The sequence below is a fragment of the Candidatus Brevundimonas colombiensis genome (genome assembly GCA_029202665.1).
Classification (GTDB): Bacteria; Pseudomonadota; Alphaproteobacteria; order Caulobacterales; family Caulobacteraceae; genus Brevundimonas; species Brevundimonas colombiensis.
The window spans coordinates 1,772,063-1,788,752 of sequence record CP119326.1; the positions used below are offsets into that span (position 1 = coordinate 1,772,063).

Genomic DNA, 16,690 nt, shown 5'->3' on the forward strand with positions numbered 1-16,690 from the left:
AGCTCTTCTTCTTATTGAACGCTAATGGGTCACGACCGCGCAGTCCCAGCCGTCATAGTCCAGCTGGAAGGCCGCGGCCCAGGTCTGCATCATGGCCGAGGTCGCAGCGAACGACGCCGCATCCACCGCCATGGTGGTCTCTAGAATGGTGGAATCGTCGGCGCCGCTGGTCAGAAAGCCCGCGCGCCGCGCGACCTCGTTCAGGTCGCCATGATCGCCCTCGCCATAGAAGTAGAACCGCGTGTGGCGCGGCGTCAGGCCGCTGTCGCCCTGTTCGGCCAGCGCCGCGCGCACCATGGCGTCGCGTTCGTCATGACTGATGTCCGGGGCGAGCAAGTGCGGCGTCTTCCTTCGGTCTCTACGCGCGCGAGAAGCCCCCGCACGGCAGGGCCATGCGACGTTCGCGTCGGGTTGTCGGTTAAGCGGCCCGTTTAGAGAGGGTCATCCCCCCTGACAAGGTGGGGGTGACGTCAGGCAAAGAAAAAGGGCGGCGTCTTGCGACGCCGCCCTTCATTCTCAGGAGTGAACCCGCTTTAGAAGGGGCGGAAGTTCAGGCCGACGAAGAAGCGACGGCCGTAGGGGTCGAAGTTGGAATAGATGGTCGTCCCCAGGATGTCGCGCTGTTCTGCGTCAAACAGGTTCACGACGCCGGCGCGCAGCGTCAGATCGTCCCGCACCTTGTAGCGTACGGTCAGATCGTGACGGACGAACGGTCCAGTATCCATCTGATCGACCAAGCGAGCGTCGGCGTTGTTGACGAAGTCGCGCGCCCGAATGATGTTGGCGCTCGACTGCCAATCGGCCGTCCAGTTGATGTTCCAAGTGTCGTTCGGACGCCATGCCAGAGACGAGCTCAGTCGCACCCGCGGATAAACGTTGGTGCCGCTGAGACCGATGCTGCCGGCCAGTTCATCGTAGTCGCTCGGGTCAGATTCGTTCAGATATTGCTTCTGCTCAATCAGCCACGAGCCGTTCACACGCCAGTCGAAGGCGCCCCAGTTCTTGCCGAAGTCAGCCGTTTCCAGCGTGTAGTTGGCGCCGAAATCGAGTCCGCGGGTTTCAAGAGCGGCGTAGTTGAACGACCGCTCGATAAAGCCGCCGATCGCATTGCCGGACGGTGCGCCGACACCGAACGGGATGTTCGGCGAGTTGCGGAAGATCGAGTTGCAGGCGTCCAGGTTCAGTTCCGCGCCATTGACGCAGTTGTTCGCAATCCCTTCAGCCGAAACCGAGGCGATCACCTTGTCGATGCGGATTTCATAGTAATCCAGCGTCATGGTCAGGCCGGGGATGAAGCGCGGCTGCAACACGGTCGAGAAGGTGAAGGATTCGGATTCTTCCGGCACCAAGTTCGGGTTGCCGCCGCTGACGCCTGCGATGCCCGAGGTGTAGTCCGGGCGGAAGTCGTCGGTGTTGGTGGCGGTCGCGCCGGCGAAGTCGAACGTCAGACCCTTCTGCGCGGCCAAGGCCGTGCAGTTCTTGATGCGGTTGGCCTTGGTTTCCTGGTCATTCACCGCGGCGATGCTAGCGGTCGCACACGGATCAACGAAGTTGTTCGCGAAGGTTTGGCCGAACGGTGCGTAGTTCTCGCCGAGGTTCGGAACGCGAACCGAGGAGTTGAAGCTGGTCTTGAAGGTGATGTCGCGGATCGGGCGATAAACCAGGTTCACGCCATACACATCGACATTGCCAACCGTCGAATAGTCAGCCCAGCGGTACGAACCGCTGAGTTCGGCGTATTCACCAAGACGGGAGTCGCGGAACAGCGGCACGGACAGCTCCGTGAACAATTCCTTGGACTCATAGCTGACTTCAGGGAAGTCCGCCCCGGTGTTGAGGAACAGCAGGCGATCGCCGGCCGTCGCGCTACGACCGATGGCCGATGTCGTTTCCTTGCGCCATTCACCGCCGAAGGCGAAGCCGAGGTTGCCGGCGCCCCAGAGATCCCAGAGCTCGGTCGAGATCGAGCCAACAGCCTGCTGCTGTTCGTTCATCTCCTTAACAACAACGGCGGCGTCCACATACTGCAGCGCTTCAGCCGATTGATTGCCGGCGCCGAAGATGTTCAGCGGCGCACACTGGGCGATCGAGTTGCGGCCGTATTCCGTGTCCAGCAGGTTGGTAGGATCGCCGTTTGCGTCCTTGCGGTGCTTGTCGGCGATGAAGGTTGCGCCTTGCGCCTGAAGCAGCCTGGATCGGCAGACGATGGACCCTGCCGGGCCAGCGACACCCAGTCTGTCGATCACGGAGTCGGCGGCGAGAGCCATACGTTGCGAATCGACAGCGCGCTCGATGTTTTCGATCTCGGCCTTGCCGTAGGTGTAGCCAAGGTCCCAAGACAGCGACTTGGCGAAGCCCATTGGACCGTGGTCGCCCTTGAAACCAGCAACATAGCGCTGAATGTCGCGGGTGTTCGATTGCGTGCGGTCAGGGCCGAAGAAGCTGTGACGTGCGATCGGCAACGCTTGGCTGCGGATCAACTCGCCGGCATTCGCCGCAGTGGGCGGCGCGTAAATATCGATCCGATTGGCTGCGATCGCCGTTTTCAGGTTTAGCGGCAGGAAGGCATTGTCATCCCATCGCAGGTCAAACGCCGAGTTAGCCCAAATGGAGTTTGTGTCGTTCGTACCGTAGGAGTCATTGTCCAAATCGACATCGAAGAAGGTCCGCTGACCCCGCATAAAGGTATCTTCAGTGACGTATTTCGCTTCTGTATAAAAGCTGATGGCATCCGTGACCTTGAAGTTGGCGCCGACCTGATAACGCTGCGATTCGGACGCAGGGACGCGGCTGTAGCCCGCCACTTCGCCCAACGGCATCCCGTCGCCACCGATGTTATAGGGACGGTTGATGCCAACGTTGCCGACGCGCTGACCGAAGTTAGCCAGGCGGCCGTTGGCGCCATCGTAAACATAAGTCTTGCCAGGCGTAATGCCGTAGCAGTTTGCAGCGTAGGTGAAATTGCCTCCGCTAAAGCAATTCTGATACGGGATGTTGGGATTGGTCAGGTTGCTGGGCTGCTGGAGGTTGGCCAGCGTGGTTTGCCCCCAAGGCAGGATGTCCAGCCGGTTGACGCCATAGAAGACTGCAGCATCAAGGCGGCCATCATAAGGAGCGGTCGTCGGATCGGCGTCGATCGACAAGCGGATCGGCGCACGGCGAATCCAGTCGATGTCCATCGAATCGACGTTGTCGATCTTTTCATATTCAGCGTGGGCATAGACGTTCAACCGGTTATCGAAGAAATTCTTGCCGATCAGGCCAGAAATGCGGCGGCTGGCCTCACCATTATCGTTGATTTGGCCATAATTGGCGTCGATCTCGAGGCCTTCAAAGTCCTTTTTTAGGATGAAGTTGACTACGCCTGAAACTGCGTCCGCCCCGTAGACCGAGGAGGCGCCGCCCGTGATAATTTCCACATTCTGAATCAAGAGGCGGGGGATCGTATCCACATCGACCGACAACTCACCGCCGGAAGAACCGATATGACGGCGGCCATCGACTAGCGTCAGAGTGCGACCGGCGCCCAACGAGCGGAGGTTGGGCAGGGAAAGGCCGCCGGTGTTCAAGTTCGAACCCGTTGTGTCTGAGGGTACGGTGGAGTTCTGAAGTGCAGGAATTGTGGCCAGATAATCGATGACGCTCGTCTGACCGGTCGACAGTATTTCGTCCTGCGATACTTGAATCAGAGGCGTTGGTGCATTGGCGGCGCTGCGGCGAATGCGCGAGCCGGTGACGATGATTTCATCAAGTTGTGTGGCTGATGCGTCTGAGGGAGAGGTAGTTTGGGTCGGCAAATCTTGCGCGAAAGCGGTGGTGGCGATCAAGGCACCGGCAAGGACTGTCGAAGACAATAGAATATTTCGCATATGGACTCCGTATAGCGCGGCCGATGGGGAAGGGCGTCAAAGGACGTCGTTGATCCGCCGCTTGCGGGTCACAAACCTGACACAGAAGGAGGCGTCAAGTTAGAGGTCGCGTATGGGGAACATAACGACGTTATACATAGGGGGTGTTTTGCAATAGACACACTTTCTCTTCAGTTCTCGAAGCTTCGCTTTTACTGAGCTTTGGCGTTGTCGAATGTTATTTAAGATTCACGGTCAGCATTTTGCGTTGAGTTCAACTGTGACCATATGACTCATCGAACAGGTCCGGCGTCAACATTGGACCGCGGCGATCCAGTCGGGCAGTTCGTCGATGCGGGCCAGGGAGACGTAGCGGGGCTCGTTCTCGGGCGCGTCGGCGAGTTCGTGGGCCCAGGTGACGGCGTAGGGGATGTGGACGCCGAAGGCGCCGGCGGCGATGGCGGGCAGGACGTCGGACTTCATCGAGTTGCCGGCCATGACGGCCTCTGCGGCGCCGGTGCCGTGACGGGCGAAGGCGCGCTGATAGGTGGCGCTGTCCTTTTCCGACACGATCTCGACGGCGCTGAACCGTTCCCCCAGGCCGGACGCGGCCAGCTTGCGCTCCTGGTCCATCAGGTCGCCCTTGGTGATCAGAACGAGGCGGTATTTGTCGGCCAGTTCGGCGATCACCTCGTCCACGCCGGGCAGGGTCTCGACGGGGTGGGCCAGCATTTCGCGGCCGGCGGCCAGGATTTCACGCACGACGTGGGGCGGCGCGGCGCCGCCCGTCAGCTCCATCGCCGTCTCGATCATCGACAGGGTGAAGCCTTTCACGCCATAGCCGTAGAGGCGGAGATTGCGCTGCTCGGTCTCGGCCAGGCGCGCCTCGATGGCCGCCTCGTCGCCGTGGTCGGACAGCAGATCGACGAATCGCGCGTGGGTCAGGCGAAAGATCGTCTCGTTGTGCCAAAGGGTGTCGTCGGCATCCAGGCCGACCGTGGTGATGCTCATGCCGCGCCCCTATCATGGGATGCGACGCGACGGGAGACGCGATGAGCGGATCGACGCGCCCGAATGACGCGCATTCGTGACTTGAGGCCGGGCGGGCCGTGGGTCAGATGAAGCTCATGCGCCTTTCCTTTTCCGCACGGCTGTTCGGCGTCCTGTTGCTGGGTTTGCCCATGGGGCAGGCGGCGGCGGCCGATGCGGCGCACCCGGGCGCGGCGGTCGTGGCGGCGGGGCCGACACGCCAGCAGGCGCGGCTGAACCAGCAGGTGTTCGACCGGGTGTGGGACGAGGTCAGGCGCGGCTATTACGACCCCAGCCTGCATGGGGTGGATTGGGGCGTCGCGCGGGCGCAGTTCCGACCCCAGGCCCTGGCGGCGCCGGACGAACGGGCCTTGTACCGGGTGCTGAACGCCATGCTGGACCTGCTGGACGACGGCCATGCGGCCGCCAGCCCGCCGGCGGCGGTTCGAAGACAGGAGGCGCAGTTCGCGCGCCGCGCGGTGATGGGCTTGACCCTGATGCTCGGGGCGACGCCGGACGACTGGACTGTAGAGCGCGTTCGTCCCGGCTCTCCGGCCGAGGCGGCGGGGGTTCAGATCGGCTGGGCGCTGAACAGCGTCGATGGACAACCGTGGGGGCCGGATGTGGAGACGTTCGACGGTCGGCCCGTGCGTCTGGTCCTGACCGATGAAACGGGTCAAAGGCGCGAGATCACCCTGACGCCGCGCATCATGGAGGCGGTCCAGCCCTTCGTCGCCGATACATCGCGGCCCGGCGTTCTGGTGTTGCGCGTCGAGCAGTTCGACAAGGGGCTGGGGCCGTGGATGGGCAGCGCGCTGGAGGGTCTGCCGCCTGACGTGGACGTGGTTCTGGACCTGCGCGGCAATCCGGGCGGGCGGTTGATGGAGGCGGAATCGGTGCTGACCTGTTTCCTGCCGCGCGGTCAGGCCTGGGCCACACGTACCGGGCGCACGGGGCGGGCGGTGGTGCTGAGGGCGGCGGGAAACTGCGGCGACCGGCGCGATCCACTGGCCAATCCGGTCGCGGTGCTGGTCGATCAGGGCAGCCGCAGCGCGGCGGAGCTGACGCCGGCGGCGTTGCAGGAGGCGCGTCGCGGGATCGTGGTGGGGGAGAGGACCGGCGGCTCGGTCCTGATCGCGCAGGAGACCAATCTGCCCGACGGCGGTCGGCTGACGCTCAGCCGGGCGGACTTCGTGACGGCCGGGGGGATGCGGCTGGAAAAGCGCGGGGTGACGCCGGATGTCGCCGCCCCCCGCACCGTGGCCCAGCGTCGCGCCGGCGACGACCCGACGCTGGAAGCGGCGATCGCGGCGCTTCGCGGCAGGGACCGGGCCGCGGCCACGGGGCTTTAGGTCAGCAGCATTTGAATCCGCCCGCCCCGCCGAAACGGCGCTGTTCGTGCAGGCGGAAGAAGGCGGTCTTGTCCATCGGCGGCTGGTCGGGATGGGTCGCCGCCGCGTGATCCACATAGGCCTGATAGTCGGGCTGGCCGATCATGGCCCCGGCCGTGCGCCGGACGCCGCGACCCCACCGCAGGGCGGCGTCGCGGCACAGGCACAGCAGATCGTCTTGCGACGGATCAGGCACGGGCGACGTCCGCCGCGTCGTCGGCCGCCGTCAGCGCGTGGCTCTCGGGATATTCGCGCACGGTCGGGCGGTTGTTCCGATAGGCCTTCAGGCAGGCCAGGACGCCATAGACGACCATGGTGATGACCACGAACAGGAAGCCCGCCGTCAGGGCCGAGTTGACGTAGTCGTTGACCACGATCCGGTGCATGTCCGCCGCCGACTTGGCCGGGGCGATCAAGTCGCCGGCGCCCAGGGCCTCCTGATACTTTCTGGCGTGGGCCAGGAAACCGATGCGGACGTCCGGGTGGAACAGCTTCTGGAAACCGGCCGTCAGGGTGCAGATCAGAAGCCAGGTCGCCGGGACGACCATGACCCAGGCGAACTTTTCGCGCTTCATCTTGAACAGGACGACCGTGCCCAGGATCAGGGCGACCGCCGCCAGCATCTGGTTGGCGATGCCGAACAGGGGCCACAGGCTGTTGATGCCGCCCAGCGGGTCGACCACGCCCGTATAGAGGAAATAGCCCCACAGGCTGACCGTCAGGGCGGTGGCCACGACATTGGCGCCCCAGGACTTGGTTTCGCGCATCTTGGGAACCGCGACGCCCAGCAGGTCCTGGATCATGAAGCGGCAGACGCGGGTGCCGGCATCGACGGTGGTCAGGATGAACAGGGCCTCGAACAGGATGGCGAAGTGATACCAGAAGGCCATCATGGCCTTGCCGCCGATGACGTTGGACAGGATGTGGGCCATGCCGACCGCCAGCGTCGGGGCGCCGCCCGCGCGCGACAGGATCGAGTGTTCGCCCACGTCGCGGGCCAACTGCTCAAGCTCTCCGGGCGTGATGTGGAAGCCCCACTGGGCCACGGCGGCGGCGGCCGAGGCGGCGTCCTTGCCGATCACGGCGACCGGGCTGTTCATGGCGAAATAGACCGCCGGGTCCAGAACCGTGGCGGCGATCAGGGCCATGACCGCGACGAAGCTTTCGCACAGCATGGCGCCATAGCCGATCATCGGAATCTGGGCTTCGTTCTCCAGCAGCTTGGGCGTGGTGCCTGACGAGATCAGGGCGTGGAAGCCGGACACGGCGCCACAGGCGATGGTGATGAACAGGAAGGGGAACAGGGCGCCGGCGAACACCGGGCCCGTGCCGTCGATGAAGGGGGTGATGGCGGGCATCTGCAGATGCGGACGCACGATCAGTATGCCGATGGCCAGGGCCAGGATGGCGCCGATCTTCAGGAAGGTCGACAGATAGTCGCGCGGCGCCAGCAGCAGCCAGACCGGAATGACCGAGGCGATGAAACCATAGACCATCATCAGCACGGCCAGCGTCGGGCCGGTCAGGGTGAAGGCCGGGCCCCAGTAGGGATCGGCCGCGACATGGCCGCCGCCGATGATGGCCAGGATCAGCAGGACCACGCCGATCACCGACACCTCGCCCACACGGCCGGGCCGCAGGAAGCGAGTGTAAAGACCCATGAAAATGGCGATGGGGATGGTGGCGGCGACGGTGAAGGTTCCCCACGGGCTTTCGGCCAGGGCCTTGACCACCACTAGGGCCAGGACGGCCAGGATGATGACCATGATCATCAGGACGCCGACCTGGGCGATGATGCCGGGGATATTGCCCATTTCGGTGCGGATCATATCTCCGAGCGACTTGCCGTCGCGGCGCGTGGACATGAACAGGACCATCATGTCCTGCACCGCCCCCGCCAGAACGGCGCCGACCAGGATCCACAATACGCCGGGCAGATAGCCCATCTGGGCGGCCAGCACCGGCCCGACCAGCGGCCCGGCCCCCGCGATGGCGGCGAAGTGGTGGCCGAAAAGGACGTTTTTGGGCGTCGGCACATAGTCCAGCCCGTCGTTGCGGCGCATGGCCGGCGTCGGGCGCGCGGCGTTCAGCCCCATGACCTTGTTGGCCAGATACCGGGCGTAGAACCGATAGGCGATGGCGTAGGTGCAGACGGCGGCGACCACCATCCAGACCGCGCTGATGCTCTCGCCCTGATGCAGGGCGATGACGCCCAGGGACACGGCCCCCAGAATGGCGATAGCGCCGAAGATTATGGGTGTGCTCAGCTTGCCCACGACAGATTCCTCCCGACCGACTGACTGCGGCCCTCGCCCTTGGTTTGCACCACAATGCGGGACAAGGCCAATCGACCAAAGTCGTAGAGGACGCCGATCTTCTTTCGTCATTCTCCGGCAAGCCGCCTCTTGGCGGCGCAGACCGGGGAACCCAGCGGCGCCGAAGGCGATGCAGCCGCCACGAGACTGTTGAAGCTATGCGTGCGCGACAGGTTCGCGCTCTCGCGCGCCGCTGGGTCCCCAGGTCGCTTCGCGCCGGAGGATGACGAAAGGAGACAGTAAAAGGCCCCACCCCCACGGGTGGGGAGGAGACTACGCCCGAACCACCTTCACCCGCCCGGCGGCTTCCCGCGCGCGCTCGCGGGCCTGGTCCACGTCGGCGCCGCGCGCGGTGGCGACGCCCATACGGCGGCGCTCATAGGCTTCAGGTTTGCCGAACAGGCGCAGGTCGGCGGTGGGGACCGACAGGGCCTCGGCGACGCCTTCGAAGGCCACGCCCTGCGCCTCCATGCCGCCATAGATGACGGCGCTGGCGGCGGGTTCGCGCTGGGTCACATCGACCGGCAGGCCCAGTATGGCGCGGGCGTGCAGGGCGAACTCGCTCATGATCTGGCTGGCCAGGGTGACCAGGCCGGTGTCGTGCGGACGGGGCGAGACTTCGGAGAACCAGACCTGATCGCCCTTGACGAACAACTCCACGCCGAACACGCCGTAACCGCCAAGAGCGTCCGTGACCTTGGCGGCGATGTCCTGGGCCGAGGCGAGGGCGGCCGCGCTCATGGCTTGGGGCTGCCAGCTCTCGACATAGTCGCCCTTGACCTGACGGTGGCCGATGGGGGCGCAGAAATCCGTGCCCGTCTCGCCGTCGGCCCCGCGCGAGCGGACGGTCAGCAGGGTGATCTCGAAATCGAAGTCGATCCGGCCCTCGACGATGACGCGGGCGCCCGCGACCCGGCCGCTTTCCTGGGCATAGGTCCAGGCGTCGGCGATCTGATCGGGGCTTTCGACGAAGGATTGCCCCTTGCCCGACGACGACATGACCGGCTTGACGAAGTTGGGATAGCCGACGGCCTCGGCGCCCGCCGCCAGCTCCTCGGCCGAACCGGCGAAGGCGTAGGGGCTGGTGGGCAGTCCCAGGTCCTCGGCCGCCAGTTTGCGAATGCCCTCGCGGTTCATGGTCAGCTGCACCGCGCGGGCGGTGGGGATCACGCGCGCCATGCCCGCCGCCTCGATGTCGGCCAGAACCTCAGTGGCGATGGCCTCGATCTCGGGCACGATGATGTGCGGCGCCTCGGCCAGGATGACGCCGTTCAGCACCTGGGCGTCGGTCATCGGAATGACATGGCTGCGATGCGCCACCTGCATGGCCGGGGCGTTCGGATAGCGGTCCACGGCGATGACCTCGCAGCCCAGCCGCTGAAGCTCGATCGCGACCTCCTTGCCCAGTTCGCCCGCTCCCAGCAGCATGACGCGGACGGCGGTGTCGGAAAGCGGGGTGCCGAGTTTCATCGAAGGCTCCACATTCTGTCCCTCTCCCATTGGGAGAGGGCTTGAGCGCACGGCGGCGAAGCGTCGTTCTCGCGCGAAAGGGTGAGGGCCGGACGGTGCGAACTGGTCCGCCCGCCGACCCTCATCCGGCCCTGCGGGCCACCTTCTCCCATTGGGAGAAGGGTCGTGTTCTTACAGCCGGGCCTTGACCGCCGCGACGACGGCTTCGGCGGTGATGCCGAATTTTTCGTAGAGGATTTCGGCCGGGGCCGAGGCGCCGAAGCTGGACATGCCGATGAAGGCGCCGTCCTCGCCGATGAAGCGTTCCCAACCCTGTTTGATGGCGGCCTCGACGGCGACGCGCACCGTGCCGCGACCGATGACGGCGGCCTGATAGGCGGCGTCCTGCTGTTCGAACAATTCGAAGCTGGGGACGGAGACGACGCGAGTGGGCGTGCCTTCGGCCTCCAGAACCTTGGCGGCGTCCAGCGCCAGGGCCAGTTCCGTGCCGGTGCCGAACAGGGTGACCTTGGCCTCGCCATCGGCGGCCTTGATCTCATAGGCCCCCTTGGCCGACAGGTTCTCGCCCGAGGGGACGGTGCGGACAGCCGGGGTCTTCTGGCGCGACAGGGCCAGGGCCGAGGGGGCGGTCCTGGTCTGAAGCGCGACCTGCCAGCACTCCATCGCCTCGACCGTGTCGGCGGGGCGGAAGACCAACAGGTTCGGAATGGCGCGAAGCGCCGCCAGATGCTCGACCGGCTGGTGCGTCGGGCCGTCTTCGCCCAGACCGATGGAGTCGTGGGTCAGGACGTGAATGGCGCGCACCCCCATCAGGGCGCCCAGACGGATGGCCGGGCGGCTGTAGTCCGAAAACACCATGAAGGTGCCGCCATAGGGGATGACGCCGCCGTGCAAAGCCAGGCCGTTCATGGCGGCGGCCATGCCGAACTCGCGAATGCCCCAGTTGACGTAGCGGCCCTCATAGGTCGGGGCGTCCAGGATCGGCGTGCCCTTGACGAAGGTGTTGTTCGATCCGGTCAGGTCGGCCGAGCCGCCGACCAGTTCGGGGATGGCGGCGAACAGTTCATCCAGCGCGGCGCCCGACGACTGGCGCGTGGCCTGTGCGGGCTGGGTCTCGATCAGTTCGGCGATCTTGGCGTTCAGGGCGTCGAAGGCGGCCTCGGGCAGGTCGCCCTTCATGGCGCGGGTGAAGTCGGCGGCCTGGGCCGAGGCGGCCAGGCGGGCCTCCCACTTCTTGCGGTCCTTGGAACCCCGACGGCCGACCTTGTGCCAGGCCGACAGGATGGTCTCGGGCATTTCAAACGGGGCGTGATCCCAGGCCAGACCCAGGCGGGTGGCGGCGATCTCGGCGGCGCCCAGGGCCGCGCCGTGGGTCTTGTGGCTGCCTTCCATGGTGGCGGCGCCCTTGCCGATCTTGGTCTTGCAGGCCAGCAGGACGGGCTTGTCCTGACGGATCGCCCACTGCATCGCCGACTTGATCGCCTTCATGTCGTGGCCGTCGACGGCCTTGACCGCCCAACCGGCGGCCTTGAAGCGGGCCTTCTGGTCCACGGCGTCCGACAGCGACACCTTGCCGTCGATGGTGATTTCGTTGTCGTCCCACAGCACGGTCAGCTTGTTCAGCTTATAGCGGCCGGCGAGCGCGATGGCTTCCTGCGACACGCCCTCCATTAGGCAGCCGTCGCCGGCGATGACCCAGGTGCGGTGATCGACCAAGTCGTCGCCGTATTTGGCGGCCAGATGCCGCTCGGCCAGCGCGAAACCGACCGAGGTCGCCAGACCCTGACCCAGCGGGCCGGTCGTGACCTCGACGCCCGGCATATGGCCGTATTCCGGGTGGCCTGCGGTTTTCGAACCCCACTGGCGGAAGTTGGACAGTTCCTGCTTGGTCGCGGCCTTGTAGCCCGTCAGGTGCAGCAGGGCGTAGATCAGCATCGAGCCGTGACCGGCCGACAGGATGAAGCGGTCGCGGTCTGCCCAGTCGGGGCGCGACGCATCGAACTTCAGGAACTTCGAAAACAGCACCGTGGCGACGTCGGCCATGCCCATCGGCATGCCGGGGTGGCCCGACTTGGCCTTCTCCACGCCGTCCATGGCGAGGACGCGAATGGCGTTGGCCATCTGCTCGGGGGTGGCCTTCGGTGCGGATTTGGCGTCGGTCATGGCGGAGACCTTTCGGGCGATGCGGAATTTAAGAGGCGGCGCCGCTTTACCCCGGCGCGTGCTCGGGTTCTATACGCAATTTGCAAGGAGCGACCGATGGCAGACGCCACCACGGCCGCACGGGCGCGCATCGATCGCGCCCTGGCCGATCTGGAACGCAAGATCCTGGAGCTGAAGGCGCGTCCGGCCTCGGCGCCCGCCGTGGCGGACGACGACCTGTTCGCGCCCCGGCCGTCGGATGCGCGCGTGGCCGAGCTGGAAGCCGCGGGACGCCAGGCGTCCGACGCCCTGGGCCGCGCCGCCGAGGCCGTGCGCGAGGTGCTGAACGAAGCCGAGCACGCAACGCAAGGCGAGGACCGCTGATGGCCACGGTGACGGTGGATGTGAACGGCCGCCCCTATGCGGTCGGCTGCGCCGACGGTCAGGAGGAGCGGGTCCGCATCCTGGCCAAACAGTTCGACAACCAGGTCCGGGCCGTGGCCCAGGACGTGGGCCAGGTCGGCGACCTGCGCCTGTTCCTGATGTCGGCCTTGATCCTGGCCGACGAACTGCATGAGGCGCGGCTGAGCAGCGGCAAGCCGGGTCACGCGCCGCCCGCCCAGCCCGCGCCGTCGCCCGATGGCGTGGCCGAAGCCCTGAACGCCGTCGCGGCGCGGATCGAGAAGATCGCGCAAAATATCTGAGGCCCGGCCGCTGGCGCGTTCGGCCGCAAGGCCCTATCTTGCCCGACGGCGGGTCATGCTGCGGCCCACGTCGAAGACAACATATCCTTCTGACCTTAATTCACTCTACGGGATCTGTCCCTGTCCGGGCTCGAGGGCCTGGGCATATGGAGCCCACCTGGCTACCCAGGTCGAGAGGATTTAAACGTTCTTCACGGTTCGCGCGGCGCCGCCACCTTCTCTTTATTTTAGTGCGCTAACGCGCGCGACGCGGTCGCGCATGGCCTGAGCGCGTGGTCGTGCGGCCCAGCGAATATTGACAATTGTCTCATGCGAGACGAGATATTGTCTGTGTTGAGCGAGGTCGATCATGTCTGACTATTCCGCCGTCGCCTATGCGCTGGGGGTCGAGGACGCCGCCAGCATTTCGCCGATGGATCTAGCGCGTTCGGTCAGCGCGGGCCTGCCGACGCGGGCCCTGACCCTGGTCGCCGACGCCGTCAGCCCTGACGACAACGGTTTCCGTCACCGGGTCGTGCCGCGTGCGACGGCGGCGCGCAACAAGTCGGGCCTGCTGTCGCCCGCCGCCAGCGAGCGGGTCGCCCGCGTGGCCCGGGTCTGGGCCGAGGCTGTGTCGGTCTGGGGCGGCGACGTCGCGGCGCGCGGCTTCCTGTTCCGGCCCCACGCCATGCTGGAGAACCAGGCGCCGATGACGGTGGCGATCGGCAGTGAACTGGGCGCCGAACTGGTCTGCGACATCCTGGGCCGACTGCGCTACGGCTCGGCGGCTTGAAGCCCCAGCGGCTGGACCAGGGGCTGACCGCCTATCGGATCGGCGATCCCGCGGGGGCCTATCCGATTTTCGACGCCACCGGCTCGACCATCAATCCGGGGCGCTGGAACGACCCGGTCCATCCGCTGATCTATGCAGCGCAGCACTATTCCACCACCCTGCTGGAGAAGCTGGTGCATGGCTCGGGCGCCCTGCCGCCGAACCAGCACTATGTCGAGATCACCATACCGGCGGGCGCCAGCTATGAGGTGTTCCAGCCCGCCGCCCATTCGGGCTGGGACCTGGCCAATGGCGCCGTCAGCCGGGCGTTCGGCTGTCAGTGGCAGAGGGCGGGACGGTCGCTGATCCTGATCGTGCCGTCGGTGGTGGCGCGGCTGGACAGCAACATCCTGATCAATCCGTCCCATGCCGAGTTTGGTCGGGTCACGACCGGTCTGAACACCCCCGTCTATTGGGATGCGAGACTGTTCCCATGATCCAGAAATCAGAACAGCGCGCCGCCATGCGGGCGATCCGCAAACATCTGGCGGGACTGGAACCTGAGGCTGCGGGGCGGGCGGCTGGCCATGTCGATCAACTGCCCGCCGGTGAAACCGTGGCCCTGTACCGGGCCATGGGGTCGGAACTGGACACCGACGCACTGGCCGTGGCGCTGCAGGCGGCGGGGCGGCGGCTGTGCCTGCCGGTGGTGTTGCACCGGGACGCGCCCATGATCTTTCGCGCCTGGTCGCCCGGCGAACCACTGGAGATGGACGTCGCCGGATGCCCCGCGCCCCTACCCCTTGCGGAGGGGGTCGATCCCGATCTGATCCTGACGCCGCTGTTGGCCTTCGATCGATTCGGCGGGCGGCTGGGGCAGGGCGGGGGCTATTACGACCGCACCTTCGCCCAGCGTCCGCAGACGGTCCGCGTCGGTTTCGCCTATGCCGGACAGGCGGTGGAACGGCTGGCGCTGGAGCAACACGACATCCGCCTGCATGGCGTTCTGACCCAGAACGGCTATACGGCTTTCGAATGAGACTGGCATTTTTCGGCGACGTCATCGGCAAGTCCGGCCGTGACGGCATCAGCGACTATCTTCCGGGCCTGAAGCGCGACCTGAAGCTCGACTTCGTGGTGGTGAACGCCGAGAACGCGGCGGGCGGGTTCGGCATCACCGAGAACACGGCGCGCGAGCTGTTCATGGCGGGCGCCGACTGTCTGACGCTGGGCAACCACAGCTGGGACCAGCGCGAGGCCCTGACCTATATCGTGCGCGAGCCGCGCCTGATCCGTCCGGCCAACTATCCGCGTCTGATGGATGCGCCGGGCGCGGGCGCCAACCTGTTCGAGACCCATTCGGGCCGCACCGTCCTGGTCATGAACGTGCTGGGCCGGGTGCATATGGACCCGATGGACGATCCATTCGGCGCGGTGGAGCGTGAACTGGCCGCCGCCCCCCTGGGCGCCGTCGCCGATGCGGTGATCGTGGACATGCACTGCGAGGCCACGTCCGAGAAGATGGCCATGGGCCATTTCTGCGATGGGCGCGCGTCGCTGGTCGTGGGCACCCACACCCACGTCCCGACCGCCGACTGCCAGATCCTGCCCGGCGGCACGGCCTATCAGACCGACGCGGGCGGCTGCTGCGACTATGACAGCGTCATCGGCAACGAGAAGGAAGAGCCGCTGCGCCGCTTCACCACCCGCATCTCGGGCGGCCGCTACACGCCCGCCTCCGGCCCCGCCACCATCTGCGGCGTCTTCGTCGAGACCGACGACCGCACCGGCCTGGCCACGCGCGTCGAGCCGATCCGCGTCGGCGGGCGACTGTCTCAGGCGATCCCGGTCGTCTGACGACGGTTCGGGCGCCGGATCAGGCCGGAACCCGCGCGGTCGTCCGCTTCGACAGCAGTTTCAGCCGAAGGGCGTCCAACTCGCGCGAACGTCGGTCGGGGGCATGGGTGCTGAGCACATGGCGTTGGGCGTCGACGGCCATCGTGGTGCGGCGGACCGGGTCCGCAATCAGGGTCTCCATCGCGTCGATCAGGCTGGCGGGCGTCACCTCATCAACATACAGCGCGTGGGGACCGCTGGCCTCGCGCAGGCCGCCGCGTCCGGAAGAGATCAGGGCGGCGCCCGCCGCATGGGCTTCCAACGCTGTCAGGCCCAGAGGTTCGGCCCAGACGGACGGGGTCACAGCAATGGCGACCGTCTTCATGATCTCGCGCACCTGGCCCAGAGGGGCCGAGTGCAGGATGGTCACCCTATCCCCGTATCGCAGAAGCGGCGCGACATGGGGGGCTGCCCATTCGCAATGGTCGTCCCAGTCGTTCAGCATCAGAACTGCGCGCCAGTGCGGATGCCTGTCCAGCACGGCGGGCAGGGCGGCGCACAGGATGTCCAACCCCTTTTCCGGCATGGCGCGGCCAGCGAAGGCGATGACCTGTTCGCGATCAAGGGGCGACGCCAGCCACGGCCCTGCCTGAATAGGATTGGGAATGCCGAAACTCTTGTCCGCCAGTCGGGGATGCTGGGCGACGAAACGGTCGCGTTCTGATTGGCTGACGAACACCAGCCCATCCTGTATCCCGTAACGCACCTGGTATCGCCAGCGATCCAGCAGGGTCTTGGGGGACTTGAGCGCGTGATGGCGGTACAGCAGATGGGTCGCGTGCGGAAAACGGCGGGCCAGACGGGTGGCATCCACGACCTTCTGGTGCACTTCTATCAGGTCAGGGGCATAGTCGCTGATGCAACGGGTCAGGGCCTCGATACGGACGTTCCGGCCTTCCGTCACGGTCTGGACATCGAAGTCGCCATGGTCGTCGGCGCCCTCGGGGCAGAATATGCGGATCGACGACCGATAACGGCTGACCTCCGCCAGGGTCCGCACCACTGTCTCCATCGAGTTCGGGCGCGACTGCGAAAAGCGGCTACCGGGTGCGAGAACGATCGCGATCTTCACGAGAGGAGGCCTGAGAGAGATTGAGTTTTGATATCGTACATCGTCGGTCGGAAAGCGCCCCCGCTGGTTGTC

At 65.8% G+C, this 16,690-nt stretch carries 15 protein-coding genes and 1 other RNA gene; 8 read left to right on the forward strand and 8 right to left on the reverse strand.

Going from position 1 to position 16,690, the window contains the following annotated elements:
- Positions 1 to 21: 21 nt before the first annotated feature.
- The 3 genes from P0Y50_08350 to P0Y50_08360 form a co-directional block, all read right to left on the reverse strand.
- Positions 22 to 336 carry a hypothetical protein gene (locus P0Y50_08350; protein ID WEK38565.1) on the reverse strand — a complete coding sequence of 105 codons (315 nt, stop codon included), beginning with the start codon at positions 334 to 336 and terminating at the stop codon, positions 22 to 24.
- 197 nt (positions 337 to 533) lie between these two features.
- The gene (locus tag P0Y50_08355) at positions 534 to 3,827 is read right to left on the reverse strand and encodes a TonB-dependent receptor (protein ID WEK38566.1); all 3,294 of its coding nucleotides are present in this window, start codon (positions 3,825 to 3,827) and stop codon (positions 534 to 536) included.
- A 333-nt stretch (positions 3,828 to 4,160) separates the two neighbouring features.
- Positions 4,161 to 4,859: an HAD hydrolase-like protein gene (locus P0Y50_08360; protein ID WEK38567.1), complete on the reverse strand. Its 699-nt coding sequence runs from the start codon at positions 4,857 to 4,859 to the stop codon at positions 4,161 to 4,163.
- Positions 4,860 to 4,975: 116 nt separating this feature from the next.
- On the opposite strand from P0Y50_08360, the gene P0Y50_08365 reads away from it, so the two are divergent.
- Positions 4,976 to 6,229, forward strand: a complete 1,254-nt coding sequence (locus P0Y50_08365) for a S41 family peptidase (GenBank protein ID WEK38568.1) — start codon at positions 4,976 to 4,978, stop codon at positions 6,227 to 6,229.
- Position 6,230: 1 nt separating this feature from the next.
- On the opposite strand, the gene P0Y50_08370 is transcribed toward P0Y50_08365, so the two are convergent.
- From P0Y50_08370 to tkt, 4 genes are all read right to left on the reverse strand, one after another.
- Positions 6,231 to 6,413, reverse strand: a complete 183-nt coding sequence (locus P0Y50_08370; protein WEK41551.1) for a YbdD/YjiX family protein — start codon at positions 6,411 to 6,413, stop codon at positions 6,231 to 6,233.
- Between the two features lie 43 nt (positions 6,414 to 6,456).
- Positions 6,457 to 8,544, reverse strand: coding sequence for a carbon starvation CstA family protein (locus P0Y50_08375; protein ID WEK38569.1), 2,088 nt, complete (start codon positions 8,542 to 8,544; stop codon positions 6,457 to 6,459).
- 312 nt (positions 8,545 to 8,856) lie between these two features.
- Positions 8,857 to 10,053 (reverse strand): formate-dependent phosphoribosylglycinamide formyltransferase, encoded by a 1,197-nt coding sequence (purT, locus tag P0Y50_08380; protein ID WEK38570.1) that lies wholly within the window; start codon positions 10,051 to 10,053, stop codon positions 8,857 to 8,859.
- Positions 10,054 to 10,224: 171 nt separating this feature from the next.
- Positions 10,225 to 12,216: a transketolase gene (tkt, locus tag P0Y50_08385; GenBank protein ID WEK38571.1), complete on the reverse strand. Its 1,992-nt coding sequence runs from the start codon at positions 12,214 to 12,216 to the stop codon at positions 10,225 to 10,227.
- 96 nt (positions 12,217 to 12,312) lie between these two features.
- Here tkt and P0Y50_08390 point away from each other — a divergent pair, with 96 nt between their 5' ends.
- The 7 genes from P0Y50_08390 to P0Y50_08420 all read left to right on the forward strand — a co-directional run bounded on the left by P0Y50_08390 (position 12,313) and on the right by P0Y50_08420 (position 15,507).
- Complete coding sequence (locus P0Y50_08390) at positions 12,313 to 12,579, forward strand: hypothetical protein (protein ID WEK38572.1); 267 nt, start codon at positions 12,313 to 12,315, stop codon at positions 12,577 to 12,579.
- Positions 12,579 to 12,899, forward strand: coding sequence for a cell division protein ZapA (gene zapA, locus P0Y50_08395; protein ID WEK38573.1), 321 nt, complete (start codon positions 12,579 to 12,581; stop codon positions 12,897 to 12,899). The genes P0Y50_08390 and zapA overlap by 1 nt, the downstream gene beginning before the upstream one ends.
- Positions 12,900 to 12,951: 52 nt before the next feature.
- A non-coding RNA gene (gene ssrS, locus P0Y50_08400) (6S RNA) lies at positions 12,952 to 13,112 on the forward strand.
- A gap of 136 nt (positions 13,113 to 13,248) precedes the next feature.
- Positions 13,249 to 13,671: a DUF2384 domain-containing protein gene (locus P0Y50_08405; GenBank protein ID WEK38574.1), complete on the forward strand. Its 423-nt coding sequence runs from the start codon at positions 13,249 to 13,251 to the stop codon at positions 13,669 to 13,671.
- A complete protein-coding gene (locus P0Y50_08410; protein ID WEK38575.1) occupies positions 13,668 to 14,147 on the forward strand; it encodes an RES domain-containing protein in 480 nt (159 codons plus the stop codon). The genes P0Y50_08405 and P0Y50_08410 overlap by 4 nt, the downstream gene beginning before the upstream one ends.
- Positions 14,144 to 14,689: a 5-formyltetrahydrofolate cyclo-ligase gene (locus P0Y50_08415; protein ID WEK38576.1), complete on the forward strand. Its 546-nt coding sequence runs from the start codon at positions 14,144 to 14,146 to the stop codon at positions 14,687 to 14,689. The genes P0Y50_08410 and P0Y50_08415 overlap by 4 nt, the downstream gene beginning before the upstream one ends.
- Entirely contained in the window at positions 14,686 to 15,507 is an 822-nt protein-coding gene (locus tag P0Y50_08420; protein ID WEK38577.1) for a TIGR00282 family metallophosphoesterase, read from the forward strand. The genes P0Y50_08415 and P0Y50_08420 overlap by 4 nt, the downstream gene beginning before the upstream one ends.
- A 19-nt stretch (positions 15,508 to 15,526) precedes the next feature.
- Here P0Y50_08420 and P0Y50_08425 read toward each other — a convergent pair whose 3' ends face one another.
- On the reverse strand, positions 15,527 to 16,618 hold the full coding sequence (locus tag P0Y50_08425; protein WEK38578.1) for a glycosyltransferase family 4 protein: 1,092 nt from the start codon (positions 16,616 to 16,618) through the stop codon (positions 15,527 to 15,529).
- Positions 16,619 to 16,690: the final 72 nt, after the last annotated feature.